This window comes from Cryobacterium sp. Y11 (genome assembly GCF_002929535.1).
Classification (GTDB): Bacteria; Actinomycetota; Actinomycetes; order Actinomycetales; family Microbacteriaceae; genus Cryobacterium.
The window spans coordinates 1-26,292 of the sequence record NZ_PJJO01000035.1 but is presented as its reverse complement, the minus strand read 5'-3'; the positions used below and the strand labels follow the sequence as shown (position 1 = coordinate 26,292).

At 62.6% G+C, this 26,292-nt stretch carries 26 protein-coding genes and 1 pseudogene; 14 read left to right on the top strand and 13 right to left on the bottom strand.

The window, feature by feature from the left end; genetic code table 11:
- From CXY75_RS00845 to CXY75_RS00825, 6 genes and pseudogenes are all read right to left on the bottom strand, one after another.
- Nucleotides 1-859 (bottom strand): ParA family protein (locus tag CXY75_RS00845; protein WP_104080995.1); only part of this gene is annotated, 859 nt, incomplete at its 3' end.
- 406 nt (nucleotides 860-1,265) lie between these two features.
- Entirely contained in the window at nucleotides 1,266-1,682 is a 417-nt protein-coding gene (locus tag CXY75_RS19625; RefSeq protein ID WP_158251077.1) for a DUF3846 domain-containing protein, read from the bottom strand.
- Between the two features lie 374 nt (nucleotides 1,683-2,056).
- A complete protein-coding gene (locus CXY75_RS00835; RefSeq protein ID WP_104080991.1) occupies nucleotides 2,057-2,998 on the bottom strand; it encodes a DUF3560 domain-containing protein in 942 nt (313 codons plus the stop codon).
- A gap of 351 nt (nucleotides 2,999-3,349) precedes the next feature.
- Nucleotides 3,350-3,784 (bottom strand): DUF3846 domain-containing protein, encoded by a 435-nt coding sequence (locus tag CXY75_RS00830; RefSeq protein ID WP_158251076.1) that lies wholly within the window; start codon nucleotides 3,782-3,784, stop codon nucleotides 3,350-3,352.
- 14 nt (nucleotides 3,785-3,798) lie between these two features.
- Complete coding sequence (locus CXY75_RS19620) at nucleotides 3,799-4,122, bottom strand: hypothetical protein (protein ID WP_158251075.1); 324 nt, start codon at nucleotides 4,120-4,122, stop codon at nucleotides 3,799-3,801.
- Between the two features lie 168 nt (nucleotides 4,123-4,290).
- Nucleotides 4,291-4,740 (bottom strand): annotated as a pseudogene (locus tag CXY75_RS00825) (DNA-processing protein DprA); the annotation flags it as partial.
- Nucleotides 4,741-5,021: 281 nt separating this feature from the next.
- Between CXY75_RS00825 and CXY75_RS00820 the strand changes: the two are divergent.
- The 4 genes from CXY75_RS00820 (at nucleotide 5,022) to CXY75_RS00805 (ending at nucleotide 8,888) form a co-directional block, all read left to right on the top strand.
- A complete protein-coding gene (locus CXY75_RS00820; protein WP_158251074.1) occupies nucleotides 5,022-5,951 on the top strand; it encodes a carbohydrate ABC transporter permease in 930 nt (309 codons plus the stop codon).
- An 86-nt stretch (nucleotides 5,952-6,037) separates the two neighbouring features.
- Nucleotides 6,038-6,847 carry a carbohydrate ABC transporter permease gene (locus CXY75_RS00815; RefSeq protein WP_199182315.1) on the top strand — a complete coding sequence of 270 codons (810 nt, stop codon included), beginning with the start codon at nucleotides 6,038-6,040 and terminating at the stop codon, nucleotides 6,845-6,847.
- Between the two features lie 56 nt (nucleotides 6,848-6,903).
- Nucleotides 6,904-8,175 carry an ABC transporter substrate-binding protein gene (locus CXY75_RS00810; RefSeq protein WP_158251073.1) on the top strand — a complete coding sequence of 424 codons (1,272 nt, stop codon included), beginning with the start codon at nucleotides 6,904-6,906 and terminating at the stop codon, nucleotides 8,173-8,175.
- Nucleotides 8,172-8,888, top strand: a complete 717-nt coding sequence (locus tag CXY75_RS00805) for a glycerophosphodiester phosphodiesterase family protein (protein WP_104080986.1) — start codon at nucleotides 8,172-8,174, stop codon at nucleotides 8,886-8,888. The genes CXY75_RS00810 and CXY75_RS00805 overlap by 4 nt, the downstream gene beginning before the upstream one ends.
- A 361-nt stretch (nucleotides 8,889-9,249) precedes the next feature.
- On the opposite strand, the gene CXY75_RS00800 is transcribed toward CXY75_RS00805, so the two are convergent.
- The 6 genes from CXY75_RS00800 to CXY75_RS00775 form a co-directional block, all read right to left on the bottom strand.
- On the bottom strand, nucleotides 9,250-9,699 hold the full coding sequence (locus CXY75_RS00800; RefSeq protein WP_146069301.1) for a hypothetical protein: 450 nt from the start codon (nucleotides 9,697-9,699) through the stop codon (nucleotides 9,250-9,252).
- Between the two features lie 419 nt (nucleotides 9,700-10,118).
- A complete protein-coding gene (locus tag CXY75_RS00795) occupies nucleotides 10,119-10,496 on the bottom strand; it encodes a hypothetical protein (protein ID WP_104080984.1) in 378 nt (125 codons plus the stop codon).
- Between the two features lie 159 nt (nucleotides 10,497-10,655).
- A complete protein-coding gene (locus CXY75_RS00790) occupies nucleotides 10,656-11,315 on the bottom strand; it encodes a hypothetical protein (RefSeq protein WP_104080983.1) in 660 nt (219 codons plus the stop codon).
- A gap of 574 nt (nucleotides 11,316-11,889) precedes the next feature.
- Nucleotides 11,890-13,746, bottom strand: a complete 1,857-nt coding sequence (locus CXY75_RS00785) for a hypothetical protein (protein ID WP_233201649.1) — start codon at nucleotides 13,744-13,746, stop codon at nucleotides 11,890-11,892.
- A gap of 298 nt (nucleotides 13,747-14,044) precedes the next feature.
- Nucleotides 14,045-14,278: a hypothetical protein gene (locus CXY75_RS00780; protein WP_104080982.1), complete on the bottom strand. Its 234-nt coding sequence runs from the start codon at nucleotides 14,276-14,278 to the stop codon at nucleotides 14,045-14,047.
- A 97-nt stretch (nucleotides 14,279-14,375) separates the two neighbouring features.
- Complete coding sequence (locus tag CXY75_RS00775) at nucleotides 14,376-14,696, bottom strand: ArsR family transcriptional regulator (protein WP_104080981.1); 321 nt, start codon at nucleotides 14,694-14,696, stop codon at nucleotides 14,376-14,378.
- Between the two features lie 312 nt (nucleotides 14,697-15,008).
- Here CXY75_RS00775 and CXY75_RS00770 point away from each other — a divergent pair, with 312 nt between their 5' ends.
- From CXY75_RS00770 to CXY75_RS00725, 10 genes are read left to right on the top strand one after another with little or no spacing between them, the layout of a single operon-like run.
- Nucleotides 15,009-16,220 (top strand): hypothetical protein, encoded by a 1,212-nt coding sequence (locus CXY75_RS00770; RefSeq protein ID WP_104080980.1) that lies wholly within the window; start codon nucleotides 15,009-15,011, stop codon nucleotides 16,218-16,220.
- 2 nt (nucleotides 16,221-16,222) lie between these two features.
- A complete protein-coding gene (locus CXY75_RS00765; RefSeq protein WP_199182314.1) occupies nucleotides 16,223-16,585 on the top strand; it encodes a hypothetical protein in 363 nt (120 codons plus the stop codon).
- Between the two features lie 11 nt (nucleotides 16,586-16,596).
- Complete coding sequence (locus tag CXY75_RS00760) at nucleotides 16,597-17,328, top strand: hypothetical protein (protein WP_104080979.1); 732 nt, start codon at nucleotides 16,597-16,599, stop codon at nucleotides 17,326-17,328.
- Between the two features lie 8 nt (nucleotides 17,329-17,336).
- The gene (locus CXY75_RS00755; protein ID WP_104080978.1) at nucleotides 17,337-18,767 is read left to right on the top strand and encodes a hypothetical protein; all 1,431 of its coding nucleotides are present in this window, start codon (nucleotides 17,337-17,339) and stop codon (nucleotides 18,765-18,767) included.
- Nucleotides 18,760-20,463, top strand: a complete 1,704-nt coding sequence (locus CXY75_RS00750) for a hypothetical protein (protein ID WP_104080977.1) — start codon at nucleotides 18,760-18,762, stop codon at nucleotides 20,461-20,463. Before CXY75_RS00755 ends, CXY75_RS00750 begins: the two co-directional genes overlap by 8 nt.
- Nucleotides 20,460-22,010: an ATP/GTP-binding protein gene (locus tag CXY75_RS00745; RefSeq protein WP_104080976.1), complete on the top strand. Its 1,551-nt coding sequence runs from the start codon at nucleotides 20,460-20,462 to the stop codon at nucleotides 22,008-22,010. Before CXY75_RS00750 ends, CXY75_RS00745 begins: the two co-directional genes overlap by 4 nt.
- A 3-nt stretch (nucleotides 22,011-22,013) precedes the next feature.
- Complete coding sequence (locus CXY75_RS00740) at nucleotides 22,014-23,081, top strand: hypothetical protein (protein ID WP_104080975.1); 1,068 nt, start codon at nucleotides 22,014-22,016, stop codon at nucleotides 23,079-23,081.
- Between the two features lie 39 nt (nucleotides 23,082-23,120).
- Nucleotides 23,121-23,618, top strand: a complete 498-nt coding sequence (locus CXY75_RS00735) for a hypothetical protein (protein ID WP_104080974.1) — start codon at nucleotides 23,121-23,123, stop codon at nucleotides 23,616-23,618.
- Nucleotides 23,618-25,402 carry a type IV secretory system conjugative DNA transfer family protein gene (locus CXY75_RS00730; protein WP_104080973.1) on the top strand — a complete coding sequence of 595 codons (1,785 nt, stop codon included), beginning with the start codon at nucleotides 23,618-23,620 and terminating at the stop codon, nucleotides 25,400-25,402. Before CXY75_RS00735 ends, CXY75_RS00730 begins: the two co-directional genes overlap by 1 nt.
- Nucleotides 25,395-25,928 carry a DUF4913 domain-containing protein gene (locus CXY75_RS00725; RefSeq protein WP_104080972.1) on the top strand — a complete coding sequence of 178 codons (534 nt, stop codon included), beginning with the start codon at nucleotides 25,395-25,397 and terminating at the stop codon, nucleotides 25,926-25,928. Before CXY75_RS00730 ends, CXY75_RS00725 begins: the two co-directional genes overlap by 8 nt.
- Before the next feature lie 78 nt (nucleotides 25,929-26,006).
- Here CXY75_RS00725 and CXY75_RS00720 read toward each other — a convergent pair.
- On the bottom strand, nucleotides 26,007-26,292 hold a 286-nt coding region (locus CXY75_RS00720; protein ID WP_146069300.1), incomplete at its 5' end, for an IS30 family transposase.

Genomic DNA, 26,292 nt, shown 5'->3' with positions numbered 1-26,292 from the left:
CGAGGAAGCGGGCTAGGTAGGTTCGCGCGACGGCGTCATAAAGAGCGACGGTTTTGCGTCCGTTTCGGTCGCTCCAGTCCGACAGTGAAACGGCCGCTGCGTCGGCTTCTGCGAAGCGTGACCATTCGGGGATGTAGGGCGGGTTGAGCAGTTCTGAACCGTCGGACATTTTTACGAGGCCGCCGAGGTTCCACACGAGGTCTCCGAACTGGTTGCGTAGTCCCTCGATTTGGTAGTCGTGTTCGATGGTGGCTTTTCGTCGCGTTACGACGATGCCGCCGACAGTGAGGGTGGGGTTGGCGATGTCGATCGCGTGACGAGTCACGAAGTCGTTCACGCGGATGGCTGCTTCGACGGAGTCGTAGTTGGGGTCGGTTGGGATAATGATGGTGTCGGCGGCTGCCATCGACATCTGGACCAGGTGGCCGAGGTCTGGCCGCGTGTCGATGAGGATGATGTCGTAGTCGTCGGTCCATCCGTCGAGTGCTTTTTGGAGGCGTCTCACGGCTCCGATTACTCCGGCTTCGGTTTCTCGGTTGATGAGGTCAAACCGTGCCGGGAGCACATCGATGTTTTCCGCCTCTGCTGTTGGGGTCCCATCGGGGCTGGTCCATCCGCAGGCGACGACGGCCCCCTCCCCCGATCCTGATTGGTCGGCTTTGATGACCTCTGACATGGTGGGGATGGGTTCGTTCGCGTCCCAGTCGATGCCAAGTCGACGTGTGGCGTTCGCCTGTGGGTCCATGTCTACGACGAGAATCCGCTGGCCGGCTCGAGCGAGTGCTGCGGCGAGCTGTACGGTCAGCTCCGTTTTTGACACGCCACCTTTGTTGTTCGATATGACTGCTGTGTGCGCCACGGCTCTCACCTCTCGCGAAAGTCAATAAACACAATACTTGTTTGTGTTTATTGAGTTGATTGTCTTTCAACTATTGCGTTGTTTGCGAATATTGTCTTGATCGACACGCCAGCAAAACAATAATTTATTGTTTTACAATAAAAACAATACTTGTTTGCATTGCAAATATTGTGTTCCTTGATAGAGGAACGTGAGGGGTCGCCCCACGGGTTTTCTATCAAGCCCCAGGGTCAGGATGGGCCTGAACCGAACTGCTCTCAGCAACAAGCGCAGGAGCGACCTCATGTCAATATGGCTGGCCTAGCCAGCTCGTCGGGTCCGGCCTCCGTGCCGGGGTTCCCGGTGGGGGAGTGTGAGGGGGCTGGCCCCCTCACCGGCTGGCTTCTCGGGGCCAGCCGGCTGTGGGCTAGATGTTGCGGAGCGTGCTGACGATGGTGGGGAAGGGGGAGAGGCTGTCGACGAGTGTGTCGATGGTGCCGTCGTCGGGCTTCTGTGCGAAGGCCTTCTGGATCCTCGTGAGTTGGCGGTCGGTGAGGCCGATGGTTTCGCCGTCGGGGGTGACGCTGACGGCGATGGCGGTACCGAAGATGACGGTGGGGCTGCCGAGGAGGTGGGTGAGGACGGTTGCGGGCAGGTTGAGGGGTGAGCCGTTGATGAGTCCTTCATCGTCGACGAACAAGTCGATGCTGTCGGCCAGGCCAACGACGTCGAACATGGAGCAGCCAATGGCGGCGCTGATGTCTGCCCCGATGCTGCCTGGGGTCAGGTTCAGGGTGGTGATGGTTTCGGTCGGGTTGATCGTGACGCTACGGATGGTGGTCATGGGGTTCTCTCTCCTAGTTGGTGAGGGCGCGGGGTTCCGGCTCTCGGGCACTGGTTGTGTAGTCGTCCACCGTTTTTCTGCCCTTGGTGGCGAGAGAATCGATGNGAGAGAATCGATTGAGAGCGGGAGCGGCGAAGCACCGCAGGCTCGGGCGAAATAAGGGAGCCTGCGACCGCGTCCGAGACTGCGGTGCGTAGGCACGGAGCGAACTATGATGACCGGACACCAAGGGAAGAAAAGTCTTGAAAAAGAACGGACCGGCGCAGCCGGTTCCATGTGGGGCCGGCCTCCGTGCCGGGTTCACCGGTGGGGGAGCGTGAGGGGCGCCGCCTCTCACGGCCGGCCCTGGCGGGGCCGGCCGTGACCGCCTCGGGTTATTCGGGGCGCTGGTGCTGTTGGATCTCCGCATACGGGGCGGTATCGGTCCAGCTGTAACCGGTGGTGACGCTGACTGTTTTGGCGTTGGCGCGGACGACGTCGCGCCACTGGCCGCGAATTTTCACCCGGTCGCCCTTCTGAATCGTGTCGCGGCTATGGCCGGTGGCTTGTCCTGTGGCAATTTGTTCGGCTCTGACGGCTTCCCAGTAGGTGATCTGGTCGCGCTTTTCTGCGAGGTGCGGCGCGAGGTGATCCGCTCGGGCCTGCTTCTGCGCGTCGGTCGCGTCGATGTACCCGCGTTCATCGTCGTAGCACGGGGCAATGATGCGTCGTTCGAGCTTGCGAAGCTCGGCCCCCATCGTTTCGATACGGTTGGCGACGGTGATGGGGGAGTAGCGGGCCTCGGTCGTATGGGTAGCGGCGTCAGCGCGTGCCAGGGCGTGCTGGGCGTCGGCCGTCGCATCCAGCGCAGCCCGGGTGGCCTTGTCGGCGTTGGCGAGGGCGTTGCGGTGGCGGGTTTCGGAGTGGTGGCCGATTTTGATCGGTTCGCCGCCTTCGGGCAGCCGCCGCAGCGCTGCGTGTTCGCGGTCCCACGCGGCCGTTTCGGCGGTGGCCGTGCGGTCGGCTTTGTGCTCGAGCGCGTTGACCCGGTCGGCTTGCCGCTGCATCTTCCCTGCCTCAACCTCGGCCATGGGGCGGTGGGTACTGTCAAGGCTGGTGGTGACAACGAAACCGGCGGCCTCCAACGCTGTGGTGGTCCGCTCGATTATGCCGAATTTGGGGAGGCGGTCGCGGGACTGGGGGACGAACCAGGCGCTGATGCTGCGCCCCCAACGCCACCCGTTGGCCTTCAAGACCTCGGCGGTCCCGTCACCCTTGCTGGTGCCGTCGATCAAGGTGCCCTCAGCGTGCGTGTGGGTGATGGTCAGTGCGTTCATGATCTTGTTCTCTCTCCTCGAACAACGTGTTTTTTTGCCTTCCGGCGAGAGAAATCGATAGCGACCGTGAGCGGTGTAGTGCAGGGTCGTGGAATACCGGAGGGAGCGAAGCGAGTGAGGATATGCCGCGAAAGCCCAGAACGAAGACGCGGGAGGAAGCTACGATGACCGGCCGGAATGGTCAAAAAAGCATCACAAAACAGCGCCGCGCAGCGGCTCCGCTCTGGCAGAACAGCAGGGCGGCCACGCCGCCGTTCCATGTTGTTGCTGGTGTTTTGGGTGGGGGAGTGTGAGGGGGCCGTCCCCTCACGGCTGCCCTGACCGGGTCAGGGCAGGCCAGCCGTGAGTTGGTTAGTGGCGGCGGAGCATGGCGACGAGTCCGGGGAACGCGCTCAGGCCGACTGCGAGCTGGTCGATGACGGTCGGGCCGGGGCGGGTGGCGATTCCGGCGGTGAGGCGCTGCACCTGGGCGTCGGTCAGGCTGATGCTCTCACCGGTGTTCGGGTCACAGCCCAGCGCAACGGCGTTACCAAAGAGCACGGCGGGCTTACCGAGCAAGTGGGCGATGATCGTCGCGCGCAAGTTCAGCCGTGACCCGTTGAGGGCGCCGTCATCGTCGACGAATAAGTCGATGTCCTCCTCGAGGCCGACGACGTCGAAGTTGTTGCACCCGACGCTCTCATCTAGGGCCTCCACGATGCGGGCCGGGTCGATGAGGGTGGGTTCAAGCTCCTTGAGAAAGCCGATACGGAGGGCGCGGAGCTGAGTGGTGGGGGTGATGGTCATGATGAGTCTCCTCGTTAGGCGTTGCTGTCGGCGTAGCGGGTAACAGCGCAGATTTCGTCGGGCTGGGTGTCGACGCGGCCTTCGCTGTGGCATCCGCTGCACGTACACCCATCGGCATACCGGTCACGCGGATAGGTGTTCTCGTAGTCGTACGTCATGGCGTTTCTCTCTTTCTCCTCGGACAACTTGTTTTTTTGCCTTCCGGCGAGAGAAATCGATAGCGACCGAAGCGGTGAAGTGCCCAGAATTTCAGGCGAAATAAGGGAGCCTGCGACCGCGTCTGAAAATCTGGGAACGCAGCCGCGCAGGAAGCTACGATGACCGGCCGGAATGGTCAAAAAAGCATCAGAAAAACAGTGCCGCACAGCGGCTCCGCCCTGGCAGGACTGAGGGCGGCCGCGCCGCCGTTCCATGTTGTGGCTGTGGCTGTGGCTGGTGCTCTGGTGGGGAGCGCGAGAGGAGGCCCCTCGCCGGCCAGCCCGAAGGCTAGCCGGCCCGCGTGGCTAGAGTGCGGCGGCGTCGGTCGCGTCGGTGATAATGCGTGCGCCAAATTCTTTGATCAGGCGGTGGCATCCGGCACTGGTGGGGGAGGTGACCGGTCCGGGGACGGCGCCGAGCGGACGGCCGAGCGCGGCTGCGTGACCGGCGACGTTCAGCGAACCAGAGCGCCACCCCGCCTCGACGACGAGGATCGCGGCACTACCGGCGGCGATGAGGCGGTTCCGCATCAGAAAACGCCATTTGGTGGGCGCTGACCCACAGCCCATTTCTGACGCGACGACGCCATCGGCGGCAATCCGGGTGAGGAGAGCGTCGTGGCCGGTGAGGTAGAACCGGTCAACACCTCCGGCGAGGTACGCGACGGTGTGGCCGTCGCTGGCGAGGGCGGCGCGGTGCGCCATGCCGTCGATGCCATACGCGGCCTCCGACACGATGGTGTGCCCGCGTCCGACGAGCCGGGGGCGTTAGAGACAGACTCTGCGTCGGTGTGCGAAGGTCTGGCATTCGGCGAGGCGTGTTGCGGAAAGTGGAAAACGGACATTCGGTGTTTCATCCCAGTTAAGTTGTGCGCCATCGAACTTACTTGCTTGATCAACCTCCGGTTCATTTCTTCTCATTACTTTCGTCCTTGGCCACCGGCCATTTTCGTTGAAAAGTCCCGACATAAGGCAACTAGATCAGTGCACCAGAAAAATACACGGTGAAGTCCGCCGCTGCAACAATGGAACGACCAGCTATGCAAGTCGGTTCGAACCACACCGCCCCACCACCGCTGGTCTACCCGCCGCGCCGCCGCCGCCGCCGGAATGACATCACCGGATACGCTTTCGTACTCCCCGCTCTGGTGATTCTTATCGCCTTCTCAGTCTTTCCGATTCTCTACAGCTTCGTGCTGAGCGTCTTTTCCTGGGACATGCTCACCAGCGGACCACGATTCGTGGGACTTGACAATTACGTCGACCTGCTCACGAGTGGCGAGCTCTATCGCAGCCTCAGCCTTACCGCGGTCTACACGATCATCACCGTTGGCCCATCGATGGTCCTCGGGCTCATCTTCGCCGTTCTGCTCGACCAGAATATTAAAGCAATACGCGTCTACCGGTCGTTTTTCTTTGCGCCGCTGATGACATCAACCGTCGCGATCTCCGTTGTCTGGCTATGGATCTATCATCCCGACTACGGCCTGATGAACGAAGTGCTTGGATACCTCGGAGCCAGCCCGGTGCGGTGGCTGAACGATCCGAACACAGCGCTGCTGGCGCTCGCTATCATGTCGGTCTGGAAGAACATCGGGTTCTGTGTCGTGCTGTATCTCGCCGGCCTCCAGAGCATCGCCCCGAACGTCGTGGAGGCGGCCACGATGGACGGCGCTGGATTCTGGCGTGTTGTACGGAGCATCAAGGTGCCATTACTCGCCCCGACGAGCTTTCTGCTTATTATTCTGCTGACTATCGATCAATTCCAAACATTTGCGCAGGTCGACGTGATGACCCAGGGTGGGCCAGCGGGGGCGACGACCCTGATCGTGCCGCTGCTGTGGGAGCATGCCTTCGAGTTATTCGAGATGGGGTATTCGTCAGCTATTGCGGTGGTGCTCTTTGTTATTGTGATGCTGCTCACACTCGTGCAGATGTTTGTTGTGGGACGTCGGGTGAACTACCAGTGAGTGCCACGTCTGTACTGCTGCGCGGCGAATGGATGCCCCGCATGACACCGCCCCGGAAGCGCCCGCGTCGTACACTTCTCACTCGAGTGACGAGTCTGACGCGGCACGGAGTTCTCATTGTGCTGTCGCTCGTCATGGCTTTCCCCTTCCTCTGGATGATTCTCACTTCTCTGAAAGGTGCCGAGGAAGTCTTCGCTCAGCCGTTGTCGTTCTTTCCGAAAACGTTCGAATGGGGCAACTACCTCGAGGCATGGAACGCGGCACCCTTTGGCACCTTCTTCGTCAACAGCCTCATCATGTCCCTCGGCGTCGTACTCGCTCAGCTTGTCACCTGTTCCCTTGCCGCTTACGCTTTTGCCCTGATCGAGTTCCGCGGGCGACGACTGCTGTTTTTGGTGGTGTTGGCCACCATGATGGTGCCATTCGAGGCGACCATGATCCCGTCGTATTTAGTGATCAACGGTCTCGGCCTACTGAATTCGTTCCTCGGGCTGATTCTTCCCAGCGCCACCAGCGTCTTCGGCATTTTCCTCCTGCGTCAGTTCTTCCTGACTATTCCGAAAGACATTCTTGAGGCTGCGGCAATCGATGGGTGTTCGCACGTGGGCACTTTTGTGCGCATCGTGTTGCCATTGTCGAAACCAGTGCTGGCGACCCTCGCACTCTTCTCGTTCCTCGGAGCGTGGAACAACTACCTGTGGCCGCTCCTGATCACCACCGAGACCTCGATGCGCACCGTGCAAGTGGGGCTGAAGTATTTGGTCGATGAGGAGATCGGCACGCAATGGCCACAGCTGATGGCCGCCTCCACCTTCGTGATCGTGCCCGTGCTTGTGCTTTTTCTCGTGCTCCAGAGGTACTTCATCAAGGGTGTGATGCACACCGGAGATCGCTGACATCCCGTTCCCCTCTCGCTAACCCCCGCGTTCCCGCACCAACCGATTGGCAAATAATGACCCGCTCGAATCGCAAATTCCCCTTCATCCGCTCCCTTGGGGTGATTGCCGTCGCGGCCCTGGCGCTGACCTCGTGCGCCGCAACCCCGGCAGGCCAGGACTCGGAGACAGTCTCTATCGACTTTTGGACAACACAGCAGGGCGAGTACAAGGCCGAGCTCGCAGCATTCACCGCGCTCCATCCCGACATCACGGTGAACCCGTCGTTTATGGGTGACTACGACGAGATGCAGCAGAAGGTTCTCGCCGGCATCGTCGGTGGAACCGTGCCGCAGGTCGTTCAGTTGGGTCAGAGGTATGGCATTCCTCAGGTCGCCGACTCCGGGAGTCTCCTCCCGATTGGGGACATTCTCTCGCCCGAGACTATCGAGGACATCCTCCCGGCCTTCCTGGAGCGCTTTACCTACAAGGACAAGCTGTGGACCGTGCCATTCCAGAGCAGCACGCCGGTCATGTATTACAACAAAACGCTGTTTGATTCGATGGGTCTTGTACCGCCACAGACCTGGGACGAACTTGTCTCGACCGCGACGACCCTCACCACGCCCGACGTGTGGGGCTTCAATACGGCAGCCGATATCCCGTGGTACTTTCAGCCGATGACCTGGAACCGAGGTGGTGAGCTGCTCGATGGCAGCGGCGAGGTAGCCCTTGACTCACCGGAAGCGATCGCGACCTTGACGTCATTTCAGGATCTCATCTACACCAGCAAGGCAATGCCGCAAAACCAGCACGCTACGGCCAAGGAAGACTTCATCGGCGGACGACTGGCGATGCTTTTCGCATCGGGCTCGGGGCTGGCGGGAACGCAGGAGCAGGTTGGCGACGCGTTCGAGGTCGGGGTCGCTTATATCCCCGGAATCAGTGAAGGTGAGGCACGGTCTGTTCCGATTGGCGGGAACAGCCTCGGCATTTTTGCCTCCACCCCCGAGCAAGAAGAAGCATCGGCGGAGCTGGTCGAGTTCCTGACGAATACCGAAAACTCGGCAGCGGGGAGCATCTCCTCCGGGTACATCGCCATCCGCTCGTCGTCGCTGGAACTCCCAAAATTCCAGAAGCACCTCGAAGACAATCCAGAATTTAAGGTCACCATCGATCAGCTTGAGTACCTGCGAGGCCAGGCGGTCAGCCCCGCCGATTCCCTCATCTGGAAGGGAATCATCGACGCGTTTGAGTCGATCGAGACCGATCCTGCAGCGGATCCCGCTGAACTTCTCGGTGCGCTGCAGAGTGAGGTTTCCGACTACCTCGCGGAATATCGCAAGTGATCGTTCTCGCGCACCGTGGGGCCTCCGGGCACGCCCCGGAGAATACGCTCTCCGCCTTCTATCGAGGCCTCGACCTCGGGGCGCACGGGGTGGAGTTGGATCTTCAACGTTCGAGCGACGGGGAGATCGTGGTGTTCCACGACCGCACGCTCGACCGCACGACCGACGGTCACGGCCCGCTCGCCGAACACAGCTGGGCAGAACTGCGCCAGCTTGACGCAGGAAGCTGGTTTTCGCCGCGATTCGTCGGCGAACGTATCGTGCGTTTTGCGGACCTCCTCTACGCGCTTGGGGGGCGCCCAATCCACCTCGCAGTCGAGCTCAAAGCGAGCTTCATTGAGGACCAGGTTTGGGCGATGATTGCCGAGACCCCACGACACGCGACCATTACCGTCACCTCTTTCGATCTCGAGAATCTACAAAGAATGCGGGAGGTATCTTCCGAGGTGCGCCTCGGTTACCTCACGACGACCGTCGACGAACGCACCGTTGCCGCCGCTCGATCGGTTGGCGCGGTGCAGCTGTGCCCCGATGCATCCGTTCTGGATGCCGAGCAGATGCGAATCGCCCGTCTCGCCGCTCTCGAAGTGCGTTGCTGGAACTCACGGCCGGCGGGGGCTATGGAGAACGCTGTCTCGCTCGGTGCAGACGGTGTGACAGTTGATTTTCCGGAGCGACTGGTCGATCATCTGGCGGCTATCGAAGCACCATGAGAATGGCCCGGCCTCTCGGCCGGGCCATCTGTGGACCGTTTCAGGGTCAGCCGGTCAGTCCGATGGGACTCCGGAATCCCTGCGCGAGAGGCGCCTCGGACGCTGGGCCACGCTTCGTCGACGATCCCGACTGGCACAGTCGAATAGGGGCTTGTGAAAAAGTTAAATATCCGACGATTGCGGTCATTTTCACTGAATGCAGGCAGCTAGCCGTGTTCGTAGAGCACCGAAGAAACCCTGACAGTCGGGACCTTTCGGGATGACGTATCGCTCAGAAGTGCCGCTGGCCGGCGCGGGGAAGTGGCGCACGGCCACGAGGGAATTTCGGGCGGGTTGCAGGCTTGCTCGGCGCGAGGCGGGACTATCTCGCCGGGGGACGGCGTGCAGGAGTCGCGTTCGTTCTTCGGGCTCGGCCTCCAGCTGGCGGCAGTGTTACCAGGGCGGCGGCTGCCGCGGCCTGTGCAACGGCGGCTCGTGCGCGCTTATTCTTGGCGCTGATCAGGCGCAGGACCTCATCACAACCCGGATTTGGGCACTCAAATCGCACCACGTTACCGATCTGGGTCATGTCCCGACGTTGGTGGCAGCGGTAGCACTCCGGCCGACCGAAGATGATGAGAAACTCCGGATCGGTGAGCTCCTCAAACGTGGCACGAAACCGGTTGGCGCAGAGATCGCGCACACACGCCCACAGGTAGACGTACCCGTGAGTGACCTCTTCCATCGGCAACTCACACTCGTCGCAAATAGGCGGCGGGCCCGTGGGGTTGAAGGCGGCGACAGCGGTGTTCTTGTGGGACGGGGTCGTCATGGGGCGAGGGTAGCGCTCTGCAGGTCGATATGGGTATGGGTTGCGGCAGGTAGGGGAGTGTGCTTTCCGCGGGTGGTGACGGCGAGACCGCTACTCTGACCGGAAGAGCTCCGACTACAAAACCGACAGCGACTATCAGAACGACGAACGGCGAAAACGCCGGTCCGAGGAACTCGCCCGTCTCATCCCTGGCCTCTCCGCCGACGAAAGCACCCGCGCCGTCGAACGCTGGTGCTCCATGTTCGGATCACAGACCTCGATGAACGACGTCGATCGAGGAACATTCGCGGATTTCCAGACCGGTCTCGGGCCCGGCTTCGACAGGCTTCACCAGATGAGTTCGTAGCGCCCGGTCTCCGACTGCATCCGTGAAATGACCGCTATCGTCGGATATTCGACAAATTCACACGCCACTTCTTCTACGGTCGGAACGCCCTAACCGACGGTGCCTCCGCCAGGAGGCCATCGAGCTGGGCGTCCTCGTCGCTCCCGCTGCCGCTGCCGCTGCCAAGGAGCAGCGGCATGAATCGGGTCAGGGCGGCGAAGCCGCCGGCCTGGTCCGGATACACGCCCAGCGACACCAGGTGTGTACTCCCGTTCGACGTGGTCAGCTCCACACAGGGATAGTGCTCTTCCGCCGCGAATCCCTCTCGCACAGCATCCGCGAAGGTATTGCTGTCGAGCTGTTCGTCGATCGACACGACCTGGTCAAGGTTGATCCACACATCGTCAGCACCGATGATCGGCCGGGAGCGGTCGTGTCCATAGGTGGTGACGGCAAGTTTAAGAAAACGCATGAGGTCCTTTCACGACGGGTATGCCTCGACGCTAATGCGTGGAAACCGGAAGCCGCCGGCGATCAGGGTGATCTGTGGATAACGTCGCGCGGTGGGGGAGTGTGAGGGGGATGTTCCCCCTCACCGGGTGGGGCCGCCGCCGGCGCGGCCCCACCCGGGTTAGCGGCGGGTCTTGTCGAGGGCGGCGAGAGCCACTTCCAGTGCACGGTCGTAGCTGATTCCCGCAGGTCGCACCGAACCGCGCACGAATCGTTGCGACTGGGGCAGCCGAAGCGTCCCCGCGTATCCGTCGGGAGCGTCCTGCCGGGGCCCATAGCCGGGGTGCAGGAGCAACCACTGGCTGAAGGGCTGATCATTGCGAAGCACAGCGGCACGAAACGTTGCGGAGGGGTTCAAGCACCGGTCCCAAAAACGGTCAGCTTGGCCCCGGGCCGTGAGGCGTTCACCCAGCGGGCTGGACGTCACCCCAGGAGGCTGCATACGCGTCGTGGTCGTGGCGTGCACATACGGACGGAGCCGGGAATCATCACGAGCGGGAAAATCATTCAGAACGGATTGAGCGGCACGTTCAGCCCGCCTTCCGGCGCGGTGCACGGCGGTATCGTCTCCGTGAGTTCGGGACCAGTCGCTGGCTTCCATAGCGCAGCAAATAAGGTTCCAGTCATAGCCGTAGAACCGAATGAGGGTGTCCCTGTCGCGCTGATTTCTGCGGGTGCTGGTGGCCGCGTACCGGGCAAAGAACGTTTTGGCCGCTTTACGGTCGGCCGCTATGTCATCGCTGTTGCGTTCGGGACGGATGACGATGAGGAACTGGGGCATGAGACTCTCCGCTCAACTGATTTTTTTGCCTGTTTGGCAAGAGAATCGATAGAGAGCGGGAGTGCCGAAGTGCACGGCTGGTCGGGGGAAATAAGGGAGCCTGCGACCGCGCCCGACCAGGTGGGCACGCAGGCACGGAAGCGAACTACGATGACCGGCCAGACAGACGAAAAAAGATACAAGACGCCCGCGCAGCGGTCCACGGACCCGCAGGGTCTCCCCGCCAGAGGCCGCACCTGGTTGCTCGACGGCGCCTTACACGCGGTGAGCGATACACGCTCCTCCGCGTGAACTGATCGTCAGAAGCCGGATCTGCGCAGTAATGCAACGAAAACGTCCGCGAAGGATTGTGCAGGGGTTACACGGGTTGCAGTTTTCTACCGATGCGTTCTTTGCTGAGGTGTCCGTAGACGGTTGATCGTGACGTTTTGAGTACATCCGCGATACGTTGGACGGTGCAGTTTCCGGCGCCTCCCTCGCAACGACCTACCGCCACCTCAACCCTTAGCGCCAACCACCGTTCCATTACTGGTCAGACCCCCACTACGCCAATACTGGTCAGACCACCCCGCTGTTAGGCGGCGTCTCCGAGGTACTGCCACCGACTCTCCGGGTTCAACACACCCATGTCCACCAGTTCCCGCGCGGACCGATGGTCTCCACGCTGGTCGCTCGAGCGCGGATACCGCGGCCACACCCGCTCACCCGGCGCATTCGCGTCACGAAACAACGGCCGGCTCGACACATCCACCCGCTTCGAACGGCGCCGCGGAGCAGCATTCATCGTCGCTACCTCGGCTTGCCACCATTCCCATACCTCCCGTTCGGCTCGATACCGATTCGCTCGATCCAACAGCAGCCCCGCAACGCCGACGATGCGAGCGGCCAGGTCACGTATATCCCGTTTCGCCCGCGCCCACCCCTCCACATGTTTGACAATCAATCGATGGCGGCGGAGGCGGCTGAAGATCGTAGCGGTATGGCGGGTACTGACTCCCAGCAACCGAGCGGCCGTGTCAATGGTCAGGGCGGGGTGCTGGGCGAGGAGCGCGTAGACCTTCCCAGCGAGGTGTCCGAGCCCAGGGCGCGTAAAAAGGTCGTGGCGGCCGTCAGTGAGTTGGCGCTCCAGCGTGGACACCAGGGAGCTACGGAGATTGAAAAGTCCGGAGGGGGGGCGGGGGTTGTCTAATGATTGTGACGCAACCATACGAGGGGCTGTGGAAAAGTCGGGGGATAAGCGCCATTCGGCGGCATTGCCGCTGTCGCTGAGCGCCACTCGCACGAGGAATCCATCGGAGGCGAGCGCTGTAAGGGCACGTCGGGCGGTGTCGCGGCTGAGGCCGACCATCAGGGCCAGATCCCGGATCGACGCCGATACCGTCCGCTTACCCGTCTGCAACGTCAGATACGCCACGGCAGACAGAATCGTGCGGCGAGACACCGCCGATTCGCTCTGGCCCCAGCGCCCGGGGGAGACGCGGAACCGGGACAAGAGGTCGTCGACACTGTCGACGATGAGGCCCAGCTCCGTCAGGTCGGCCGGGGTCCGTGACGTCCCCACTGGTGTTTGCAAGGCGGAATACTGCTGGGCCTTGGCCCACTGCCGTTCCAGGCGCGCAGTCGCCTCGGCCAGGGTGCGCGGTTTGCGGGTGCCGCGGCTCATGTTCTTAGTCCGATAGTGCTCCATCCCCGGCGCCGTCCGCGCTTCCCGCGAGACGTCGGCCAGGGTCCACCCGGCTGACGCGGCCGCGAGCAGACACATAAACCCCGTCCAACTGGGGTTGCTACCGCCGGTGACGGTGGCCATATGGCCTTGACCCCACGCGCTGAGCGGGCGGTGCGCACTGTAGCGGGCATCAATCGGGCCGGACGGCGTCGTGTCGGTCGGCCTCGGCGCCGGCCTCACCTGATTCAGGACACCGGTCAGGGCGTCGAGGTCGCCGCTGGTCGTCGACGGTGCGAGAAGACCCGCCAGAGCGCCGCGCAGGACAATCGAGCTACTGCCGTCACGGTGCGGTGCCAGCGGCGGGCGTGCGCCACCCTCCCGCGGATTGCAGAGCATCCCATGGTCAAGAGTCGAATAATTGGCGCGCGCGGCGCCCGCGAGAGCGGCCACGACGGTGGCCGCTGCGCCCTGCAGGGCGACCCAGATGTGGCGGCCGCCGGTGCCGGAGGACTGGCAGACGACGTGTGTGATCGAGAGGCGGTCGAGGATCCCCGAGAGGGCGTCACAGTCATCGACAGCGCGCTCCATCAGGTCGGGGGAGACCACGCCAGCTTCCTTGCCATCGAAGTCAAAACACAGGAGACGAAAAACACCAGACTCGTCGGCTAGCCGAACCAGCCACGGCGTCGTGGGCTCGGTCGGCCCGACACGATAGATGAGGGGGTAGCTGTTCTCATCGAGACGGCCGTAAGCATCACGCTTCATCACACGTACTTGATCGCGCGGGCTGAGCCGGCGCGACAAATCCCAAGCGCTCAGAGACAGCCGTCTGGCAGCAGCTGGAGCTGTGAAATCCTCCGCTGTGCTCATCCACACGCTGGAAGACACGCCGGAATCTGAGTGTGGGGTTTTTGCTGAGAGTTCAGTTACACTTTCAGACATAGAGAAACCTCCCGTAAGGGCTGGTGATCTGGATTAGCTCTAACCTCGGGCCGGGAAGCTGTAGAGGGTTTGAGCTACGAAACTTGGACAAGCCCATCACGTAAGTGATGGGCTTCCTTCGTTAAGCCGAGTCGATAGGCAACTCCCCATCGCGGGGAAGTTCGTCAAGCCACCATGTCGGTAGCCCCCGGTCGTTCAGCTCGACACTTTCCACGAGCTTCGTGAAGAAGTAGCTATTGCTGACGCCGGCCTGGCGGGCGAAGGTATCGAATTGCCGTTTGGTTTCAGCATCGACAGTGAAGCGCTGTTGCACGGACACCCGCACGGTGCCTCTCAACGTTTTTTCCTTAGCCATGGGAACAGTCTGCCGTACTAGTACCCTTCAAATCGAGAGCGACACGCAGTGTTGCGCGTATGTCATGAGATGTTTCGACATCTTGAGCAGCTGCAGCTCAGCCCAATACGAATTCAAGTGCCTGGCCGAAGTCGTGGGTAACGACGTCGCGGCGCGCGGCGAGCTTAGTCGTGGAGGGCCGGCGAATGACGCCGGCGGGAGCATCGTCTTCGAGGTAGCCCATTGCTCTGAGATCAATCAGTGCGCCGTGGATGGCGGGGCGGCTCATGACCTCGCCAAGAGCCTCAAAGAGTTCGGCGTAATTGAGGGGCTTGGGGAGCAGCGCGCGGAGCACGAGGACGCGAGCAGGGGCGGCAAACAGCTCTTGAAACACTGCGACCCGCTCAGGGGCTTTCTTCAGAATGTTAGACCGTGCCATGCGCTCAATTGTGGCGCAATTTCCCGCCGGCGCGGTCGAAATGCACGTTTTCGCGTATTAAATGCACATGCATCTATTTATTTATGAAAAGTACTATTACGACATGTCGGTGGCATGCGGTATCGTATCCGCACCACGATACGAAGTGCACGGAATTAGGCAAAAATAGCGCAAAATCAGGGTATTTTATCCGAAATGAGCTCATTTTTCAGCCGTATTGGGTAGTATCACGGGGCAAAAAGTGAGATAATTACAACATCCCTGGGGTGTTTTATTTTCTCTGGGTATATAACAGCTCCTCGAGAGGAAATAATGCCTATCAGTGACACCAGTCGTGTGAACACCGGCGATGTTTTCGGCGCCGCGGATCGCGCAGGAGACTACATCGAAGAGGACACCGCCCCCGCACTTCCACGGCGTCATGCCGAGGCGCAGGAGCTGCTTGAGCCAACAATCACCGTTGAACCGGATGTTGCTGACCCGGGGACACTCCAACCATCCATGTCCTCGGCTGCGCTTGGTGGCATCGAACGGTCGAGTAAGTCCGTATTGTTCGGCAGCCCGGCCATGGGCTTGGTGGCCGCGTCACGCACCAGTAATCCGTTGAAGGCGAGCACGGGGTTTCGAGGTGTCCTGGCCGGGCTGGGATTCCCGGTGGGACCAGGTCCAGCAGAGGTTGCCTCGCGTGCCCTCGAGGAGGTGCGTTTCGCCGATGAGACGACGGTGAGGCAGGCGACCTGGACTCGCGCCGTGTCAATCCTGGTGAATAATCCCAAGGGCGGCACCGGCAAGACCCCCATTGCGTTGCTCCTTGGGGGAGTGCTCGCTGCCATCCGTGGCGGATCGGTAGCGATCCTCGAAGTATCCGACGACCCCGGCGCACTGAACTTTCGGGCTGAGGGCAACCCTCAGCTTGGGCTGGGGGAACTGGTTCGCGACATCGACCACATTCGCACGGCAGGCCACCTGGCCGGATATACCGCCCCGCAAACATCGTTCGCATCGGTGATCGGTTCCATCGGTCGCCGCGAACGTCTCACGGATGATTCCGTGATCGCGGTCACCACTGTCATCGACGAATTTTACGGAATCCGCGTCATGGATTCCGGTAACGTCACAACGTCCTCAGCCTTCCAAGGCGCCGTGTCCGTGTCTGACGTCCTCGTGATCCCCGTCATGAACGCTGGCGACTCAGTTCTTGAAGCGATCCAACTGCTCGAGGAGTTGCGCTCCGCCGGCGGCAGCTCAGCGGAGCTGGCAAACACAGCGATCGCCATCCGGCTCACCGATGGAAGGCCAGAGAACGACGCCGTGCGCCAGGAAGTCGAACGTCTCCTCCTGCAAGCCGGCGTGAGCGCCCTGCACGACATCCCCTACGACTCCCACATCGCCGAGCGCGGACAACTCACCCTCAGCAACCTCAACCCGGCCACCCGGGACGCCTTCACCGCCGCAGCCGCCAGCGTCGTCCGGTCCCTGCAATCCGCCGTATCGGCGGCACCGTCACAGAACCGGAAGGCATAACCATGCACACCCTCCTCCTGCACGCCGCGATCGACAACCCACTCGACGGCATCCTCCCCAACTTCTCGTTCGGCGGAGCCGAGTTCACCACCCTGTGGCAGAAACTCATCGCCGCCCTCTGGGCCATCGGAATCCTCGTTGCCATCGGGTACCTGATCTTTGGCATCGTAGCCATGTCCGGAGCCTCCGGCGAGACCAACCCCAACCCTCAAGCGCACTCACAAGGGCGCCGTAAAGCAGTGTGGGCAGGTATCGCCCTCGCCGCCCTCGCCGGCCTGGCGATCATCGTCGGCGCAGTCCTCACCTTCGCGTCACCCACCGCACCTGAGGCAGCCGCAATAACAACCATCACCGTCTCCATCTAGAGGACCCTCCTATGCGAATGGTTACAGCATCCGGGCGCAGCCGCTGGCCCCACGTGATCGGAGCCGCCGCACTCGTCATCGTGATCGGTGGCGGCATCGCCTACAGCATCACCCGCCCCGCGTCGGAATCCACTGCGCAACCCAATGCGACCCCAACCCCGACCTCAAGCACCCCCACACCAACAACACCCGCAACCAGCAGCACCCCAGACCTCGGGGACGACGTGGCACCCACCGGATGCCTCGGCGGCCTCGACCGCACCGTCGACATGGTGCTGGCCGCACAAGCAGAAGCCAAACACACGACCTTCGGAGCCGTCGAAGTCGCCACCGCAACCTACCGGTGGCTCTGGCAGTACCCGACGCCTCCGAGTTCGGAAAGCGACACGGTCGGTGCTGAAATCATGGCGACGACGGCTCCTGCGGCCTGGAAAGACGTCACAGCCCAATACGAATCAGACGTGTGGAAATCCATTACTTCTGAATATCAAGCACGCGGCGGAGAATTCCACACCTCCAGCACCAACGGACTGTGGCGAGTGACAGAGGACTCGACCGCGGATCGCGTTAATGTCGAGCTGTCAGTCGGGTATGTGGTCGACGGCGCGCTCAGCCCGACGCGGTCTACCGGTATCGGCCTCATCTTGGTTTGGCAGAACGACGCTTGGCATGTCGAAAACGGAACAGTGTTGGACCAAACGAAACTCACCAACGGTGGAACCCGTTATACGGGCGGTTGCTAGTGGTCCCCATGAGCGCATTTGCCGCCATTGACGATCCCGACTGCGCGGCAGGGATGATCGTCTGTGGCACCGTGGATATGGTCGAGGGCATTGGTGGTGCTGTGAAGGTGGCGCAGGACATTTCGGATTTCTGGTCTGATCCCGCTGGTAACACTTTCAAGATGTTGCAGGACGCGGCCAAGGGCCTCTCCGAAACGGTGTTGCCTGCTTTGACACATGCGACCCTGCCGGACCTGACCGCTGATTGGTTTATCAGCGCGTACCAGGTGTCTTTTGCCCTGTCGATCTTTGTCCTCGTCGTGCTGCTGATTCCACAGATCGTTCGCGTGGCGCGCGGGACACAGTCCGGCCGTGAACTGGGGGAGTCCCTGACGTTATACGGACCGGCGTTCATGATCGGCGCAGCGTTCGGCCCCGCCCTCGGAGCGTTTCTGGTGAAGTTCTTCGGGGCACTATCCGACTCACTCATCGCCTGGGGCGTCATCAACAACTCCCAAACCATCGTCGACAAGTTCTCCACAATGCTGTCAGAGGAAGACGGTTCGGGCCTGGCTGGCGGCGCGGTGCTCGGCGTTATCCTCATGTTCTTCATGATTCTGGGCTTGCTGATCGTGCTGCTCCTCCTGATCGTGCAACTCATCACCCTGTACTTCTCCGGCGTGCTGTTCCCGCTGGGGTTCGTATGGATTGTCGATCCCAAGAAACGAGCCTTCGGATCGAAGATCGTCTACCTCTGGCTCGGCATCCTCGCCTCACACCCACTGCTGTTCTTCCTCCTCGCCATCGCCTACAGCATGATGACCGCGCAGCTGGGCGCGTTCTCCGATGTGCCCAGCCTCGAAAAAACGGTGACGCTGGTCGTGTCGATTCTGGCTTTGTTCATGGCCGGTCTCACCCCGGTCGCGCTGACGAAGTTCGCACCGGTCATCCCGACCGGTGGCGGTGGCAACGCGCCCGCCGGGCCGAATATCGGTTCCCAATCCATGCAGGACGCGGACAAGAAGCTCGGCGATCCCAGCGAGAGCAAACCCGCCCCCGCGGACGATCCCGGCAGCACCCCCGACAACACCCCGGTCAGCACCGGCGGCAAGGGCAGCCCGGCCCCCGCATCACCTGAGGGGGCACCGGCAACGTCCTCTGTTTCTGAGGCAGCACCCGCCGCCAGCACCGCCGGCGCCGGGGCCGGTGCTGGTGCTGGAGCGGGAGCGGCAAGCGCCGCCGGTGGGGCTGCCGCTGCTGAGGGTGGTCTGGCCGCTGCTGGTGCGGCCGAGTCCTCGACTGGTGTGGGGGCGGCAATTGGGATTCCCACCCTGCTCGTCGCTGGTGCGGTCGCCGCCTTTGACACCACGAAGAAAGTCACCGATTCGGTCGCTGACGCGGCAGTGTCACCGGTCGACGACCAAGAAGCGCACTACGGGAAGGATTCAGCCCATGAGTGACACCCCGGCAGCGTACCTGCGCTACCTCGGCGGCGAGTTCGGACACCGCGGGTTTTTCGGAGGCACCGCCTCCACGACCCGGGTGATGCTGCTCGGGTTCTTCATCATCGGCGGCATGGTCGGTATGGTGCTGGGTCTCGGCCTTCCAGCGCTGGTCGCCGCCGTGGTGGGGGTGGGAATGACGATGTTAGCCACCGCCCGAACGCATCGCGGAACCGTGTTGGAGCGCCGCCGCAAGCGTGCACGCTGGCGTGCACGCAAACGCCTCGGCACCGATCACTTCGTGCCCTATGAAGTTGGGGCGTGGGACCAGCTGCAGGAAGCACTCACCCGCGGCACCACAAACGAGAAACGTACTGCGCAGCGGCAGGCACAGATGATGCGCGCCAACCCAGACGGCGCCGACGGCATGGGCTGGTTGCAATACGGCCCGAACGTTCCCGGGATCGCCTGGCACGCCCCGATCGGTGAACCGCCATACCTGTCGGTGGCTTTTTCTGTCTCCGGGCAGCTGCGCGGCATGGAGACCGCAGCAGCGCTCACCCGTGCGGCTACTGGGTGGGGGCAGTTCTTGGCCCGCCGCGCCGCTCCGTCGTCCCTGATCGGTGACGTGCAGACCCTCACCCGTGTTCTTCCTCCTGATTCGGCCCGGCAGCAGCTGTGGGTCAAAACACGTCTGGACACGGTGCTGCCGGGCTGGACGACCGCGCAGAGAGAGTCGTTTGAGGCTCAGAAGCTGTCCTACGACGAAGTGATTCGTAAGTCCAGCGTCGACGCGATGGTGCAGCGTCACTACGTTGTTGTATCGTGGCCGCTCGATCAGCAATTCACCGACGTGGCCGGGAAATTTGGTCGTGGCCGTGACGCTTGGCGGGCGCTGATGGCCACCCAGATTCGGGCCACAGAACGCGGTTTGGATGAGGCGAGGATGGGTGATGTTCGTGCGTTGACAGCGAAGCAGACCACCGCGCTGATCCTTCACCAGCAAAACCCTCACCTCCCCATCGACCTCACCCGCAACGTCGACCCGCTGCGCGCGGGTATCGCCTCGCACGATGAGTTCTCCGCGCACATCGTGAACGGCATCGACCCGACCTCGGTCGTTACCGGCACTACCGGTCCGACGTCGCCGGCGGTGACGTGGTGGCATCGCACGGCTGCGATTCACGGTGAGAACCTGGCCGTCGCCGGCCGGAGCCCGCTGTGGTGCCTGGACTTACTGATCGGTCGCGAGCTGACGTTCATCCGATCAGTGTCGTTTCATTTGCATCTCGTTCCGGCGGGTCAGGCGAAGTCGAAGGCTCGCGCCGACCTGGTGCGTGATCAGGCTGGTGTGCTGGCTGATCTGCAGAAGGGCCGCCTGATTTCTGACGACAGCACCACGCGGATGTCGGCCGCGCAGCGCCGATCCGCTGACCTCGCGGCGGGGTCGCAGCATCATGGCGTTGATTGGATCGGGTTCGTCACGATCTCCGCCCCCACCCGCGATGACCTCGGGCAGGCGTCCCGCCAGCTGGAAGAAGCGTGCGCGACCGGCCTCGGGATTGAACGCCTCGACTGGCAAGACTCCTTCCAATCTGCGGCGTCCGGGACGACATGGCCGATCGGCCGGGGCCTACGACCGTCGGGCTCGACGCTGGCGACCCGGGCCATTAATCGTCTCGCTGGCCGTTCCGAGAAGGAAGCGATCTCATGACCCACCCCGACCCGCTCACCCCCCGAACACCACCAACTCCCACGCACGACCAGGCCGCCACTGCCACACGGGCGCCCTGGTACGCCAACGTCCCCGGATTGAAAATCTTTCTAACCCCGGTATCCCCAGCGACAACCCTGCTAACCGGCGACGACGGCACCGCCGCCCCGGGCGCCTCCGGCACCACAGGCGCGGTACGTCGCGGCGTCGACGCTCCACCGTTTTCGCGTCCCGGATCGCCCCTCCGCGCGTCCTCCGGCGCAGCAGGCCGTGGGTGGTACGCGCCGAAACTGGCGGGCGCCCCGTCGACGACGCGGCAGGCGGAGATCCTGAACACGGGCATTATCGGTGCTCCGACCGGTATCGACGGGGTCGTCAACGGCACCGACAATCTCTCGTCGACGATGATCAGTCATGATGCCCCGACGGCGTATAACGCCATCCCGCGAAAGCTCACCTCACCCAACGTGATCATCTTCGGAACAGTCGGGTCGGGGAAGTCCTCCTTCACCAAAACGGTCATGGTGATGCGGCCGCTGCTATTGAAGAAACACCAGGCGGTGGTCTTTGACAAAAAGGACGAAGGCGGCGAAGGCGAATACGCCGCTCTGACCCGGCGTATGGGAGCCGAGCCTCTCCGGTTCGACCCCGATGGCTCGGGAACCCGGTTCAACCTCATCGACCCGCTGATCGCCCGCGGCACCGGCCTGCAGGGGCAGATGCTGCTGATCAATGCGGTGGCGCGTATCGCCCGCGATGACACCGCCGCGACGGAGTGGGAGGAAAAAGCCACCCGCTACGCCCTCCAACTCATGTTCGAACAGTTCCAGGACAGCAGCCGCGTCTCCACGACCACCGACCTGATGCCCTACCTCGGTAAAGTTCCCCTCGATCAGGAGCTGTCGGCCGGGGCCCGCGAGCGGTTTCACCAAGCGGGCCTATCGATCCGGTTCGGTCTGGAAAACCTGTTGGAGACCTACGCCGGGGTCTTTGACGGGGAGACCAGCACGAACGTTAACCTGTCGCACAAGCTGACCACGTTCGATATCTCCCAGCTCCCCGACTCCGGCCCCGCCATCCCGACGGTCATGGCAATTGGGAACATGTGGCTGATGGGTCGCCTCCGCCAGGAGCGCGGATACATCACCAACGTCATCTACGAAGAGGGCTGGCACATGATCGGCGGCCCCTCGGCACAGCTCGTGAAATCCAACCAGAAACTCTCCCGCTCCCTGGGCATCTCCAACGTGTTCGTGATGCACAAAGGCACCGACATCCCCCGGGATAGCCCCGGCTACACCGTCGTGCAAGAAGCACAGACCGTGTATGCGTTCCGTCAGGACCGCCCCGAAGACGCCCGGTGGGCGCAAGAAACTTTCAACTTCGCCCCCGACACCGCCCCGACGCTGATGGGGCTCAACCCCGGCAACTGCATCTTCAAAACCGGGTCCAAACCAGAAGCCCACATTCACCACGTCCGCTCGGACTGGGAAATCGAAGTGACCAACACCGACTCGGCCATGGCCGCCGGCGACGCGCTGGACTGACCGATGCAGAAGAGCTTATTCGGGACTGGGGCGGTGCTGCTCCTGGTCGTCATCTTCTCGACACTGCTGCTCATCACCGGCGGCGGCCCCAACACGGCGTGCGCTGCCGTGTCCGCGAACCCCCAAGCGGCCGCCGAACACGGCGAGGTTACCGGGTATCAGGGCGATCAGCTCGTCAACGCCGCCACCATCATGAATGCCGGGGCCAGCCTGGGCATCACCCTGCACGGGCAAACCCTCGGCGTGATGACCGCCATGGGCGAATCCGCACTGCGCAACCTGGACTACGGCGACGCCGCCGGCCCCGACTCGCGCGGCCTGTTTCAGCAGCGCGACACCTGGGGCACCCTCGCGGAACGTATGGACCCCACAAGATCCGCGACGTTCTTTTTCCAGCGGCTCCTGCATGTCCCCAACTGGGACACGCTCACGCCCAGCATGGCTGCTCACGCCGTGCAGATGAATGCCGACCCCGACCACTACACCGCGTATTACGGCAGCTCGCAGGCCGTCGTCGCCGCATTGTCGAGCGGTGCGGCCTGCGCGGCAGGGATGAGCGGTGACGCCCGTGCCCTCGCACGCGCCCTCGTCCAAAAAATTGATGCTGGGAAGATCAGTGGTTTCTCACCCGATCATCTTCGCGAAATTCGGTGGATAGCCGCCGGGGAGACTCACGAGAGCTGCGGCATCGACACTCGCATTTTGCAGGTCATCACCATCGCCACGAACATGTTCGACAGCGTCGGGATCTCCGATATTAACCGTGCCTGCACCGGGACGCTCCTCGGTGCCGGGACCGCGTCCCCGCATTACGCCAACGGAGGCGGTCACGCCGTCGACTTCTACGCCTTCGACCGGGTCCCCACGACCGGCGCAGACGCCAACGCGTTAAAGCTGCTCCGAGCGCTCAGCCCGGTCATGCCCGAAGGCTCCGGCACCGGTCAGTCGCAGTGCCGCGCCGCGGCCGGTGTCACCCTCGACGTGTCGATGACGCAATTCGCTGACTTCTGCACCCACGTGCACATCGCCGTCGACCCGAACAGCATCCAACCCATGAAGCTCACCACCTGATGTTCACCTCATCCAACTGCATAATCGAAGGGATCAGACATGAATAACGTCACCGACGAATGGGGCCGTCTCGACGCGCAGCCCACCGCCGGCAACCGTGCTGGCCTCTACATGCAAGGCGGCGAACTCCGCCGCAATGGCATCGACACCTCAACTCTCGGTTTCCTCGACCTGGGCGCCGCGATCAGAGCTGGCACGAGACACGTGGAGATTCCTGTGCTGGAAAACCTTGCACTGAGCCTGGTTACCCCCGGCGAAGTTCAGTTGATCCGCGCCAAGCCCAACGCGTTCCGACGCGACCACCCAGTAGCCGCCGCCGGCTATTTCTCCGACCCTCATCCACAGGAATGGCTCGACGCTCTCTCGCTGTATGACCAAGCACTTCTCGTACTCGGTGGCCGGCCGGGACAATACGGCACACTGGGCGACTGGATGCTGACCTGGCACATCGGCCTGGTGCCAGTCGCCTACCGGATGGACTTCGACGGATTCTCGATGCACCCACGCACCATCACCGGCGACCTTACAGGCGCCTGATGGTCGACTGGAAAGCACGAATCATGACCGGCATCCTCGCCGCCCTCGCACTCCTCGGACTGCTCGTCGCCGTGCACGTGGGAGCCATGATCACCCCGACGGGCACCGTGTATTCCTGGAACCCCGCCGCACTGGCGGGCGCTTTCCTGCTCCGCGACGCCCCCTGGCCGCCGGCAGCGACCTGGACCGCGTTCGCGGCGATGATCATCGTGGTGGCCTTGTTCGCGTTCATCATGGCCAAGCAAGCCCACTGGGCCACCCGCAAACGCAACAACAAGGCGCTGGCCCACATGGCCACCACCCGGCAATCCGCCGTACTACGGAAGAAAGCCCGCGCAAAAGAAGCCACACACCTCCACCCCACCGCTGGCCATCTGCCGCCGGGCGAACGCGTCGGCGTCCTCGTCGGCCACAGATCCCGCTGGATCTATCAGGGATGGCGCGACCTCGGCGTGTATGTGTTCGGCACCGGCCGGGGTAAAACCTCCGGCCTCGTCATCCGGCACATGATCGAAGCGCCCGGAGCCGCCATTATGACCTCGAACAAGGTCGACGGCGTCCGGGAGACTCTCGCCGGCCGCGCCGGCAGGGGCACGTCGTTCATCTTCGACCCGAACCGCATCTACCGCCGCGCGGCCCACCCCGACTTTGTGTTCAACCCCCTCGACTACATTCACAGCGCCGCCGACGCCCGCGAGCTCGCCGCGATCTTTGAAGCATCCACCCGGAAAGCGTCCGATCGCGGCGGCGACTCCCAATTCGATACCGCCGGCCGCGACATGCTCGCCTACTTCTTCCTCGCCGCGGCCCTCGAACACGAGCCCCTCTCCCAGGTCTTCGCCTGGCTCGCCCGAGCCGAAGGGCACATTCCCGAGCAGATCCTGAGGCAGCACGGGAAGAAGGGACCAGCATCCACAATTGAGGGCATCCTCGGGTGGCCCGACAAGACCAAGGGCAGCGTCTACGCGACCGCGCAACGCATGGCGTCAGCACTGGCCGACGATGACCTCCTCGCCTGGACCGACACCCCCGGCATCCGCTCCTTCGATCCGGCACAGTTCATCCGCAGCTCCGACACCCTCATCCTCCTCTCAAAAGACGGCGAAGGGTCCGGCGGGGCAATCCTCACCGCCCTCGTTCGCACGATCTGCAAAACCGCCGAACACGCCGCCCAAAACAACGGCGGTCGCCTGGGCGTCCCACTCGTGATGGAGCTCGACGAATGCGCCAACATCGTGCGCTGGCCCGAACTCCCCTCCGTCTACTCGTACTACGGCTCCATGGGCATCATCCTCAACGCCTACTTCCAATCCCGAGCCCAAGCCATCGACGCATTCGGGAAAGACGGCTGGCAAACCCTCTGGGACGCCGCCGCGAACCGCGTCTACGGCGGCGGCTCTGGTGACGAAGACTTCCTACGCGCCCTCGCAGCGCTCATCGGCGACCACGACGAAGTCACCTACGGCAGCTCCACCAGCCGCGACGGCCACACATCAACGTCAACCAACACCCGCAAGGTCAACACCCTCGACATCGCCGCCCTCGGCTCACTCCCCGAATGGCGAGCCGTCCTCTTCACCTCAAAATGCCGCCCCGTCATGGTCAACACCATCCCCTGGTTTCGCGACGAAACACTAAAAGCCGCCATCAACCACCCAACCCGCGCCACGGCCGTCACCGCCGCAGCGGAAGCAGAGCCGCAGGAATCGGACCCGGAAGAAGTAGACACGGAGGAAATAGACACGGAGGAATTAGGTACGGGGGAGGTGGCCACTCGTGGCTGACGACACCGCACTCGACGACGTGCCGGACGACGACGTGAAACGTGAGGACTGGGAAGACGACCAGGATGACGGCGCCACCCACAAAGGCCCCTCGAACGACGATCCGGATCAGGAACCGGACCACGAAACGGAGACGACCGCCACGGAGAATGGGGAAGAGGACGAGCCTGACGTTCGCCAGATGTTCCTCGACTGGCTGACCATCCACCTTGACACCGTGGAAGTTGTCGGGACAAAGCCGACACCGTGGTGCATGGAATGGTGGTTACATCCCGAGGTGGTCGCACGTTTCACCGCCCTCTGGCACGCCAGCATGCAAGCCTCCGCCAGCGTGCAGGACGGCGACGCCGGCGCCACGTCATCCTGGTGGATCAACCACTGGGACCGTCACGCCGCCGTCATCTTCGACAAAAGCAACGGACCATTCCGCGACTGCGACACCACCGATGGGCATCTGTCCCGGCGTCGGGACCGTCACGCCGCCGTCGTGCCGCTCGCCATGCCCCCGGACAACGTGACGTTGTAGCCAAACTGCCCACGCGGCCGCATAGTCCGTGCAAACCTCCGACAACTTTTGGATCAGTCCCGTAAGGGGAAGGCGAATTCAACCGGTCGTCGTAACGATGGGTTTTTCTAGCTCTGACAATAGTCGTTGCATGGCTTGAGTGGGTGTGATGCCGCCGAGTGTTTTGCGGGGTCGATTGTTGAGTTCGGTAGCGACTTCGAGCAGCCGCTCTGGCGAATGAACGGATAAGTCGGTTCCTGTGGGGAAATATTGGCGCAGCAGCCCGTTGGTGTTCTCGTCGGTGCCTCGTTGCCACGGCGAATGCGGATCACAGAAGTAGATATCCATCTTTGTGGCCAGCGTGATCTTCCGGTGCTGGGCCAGC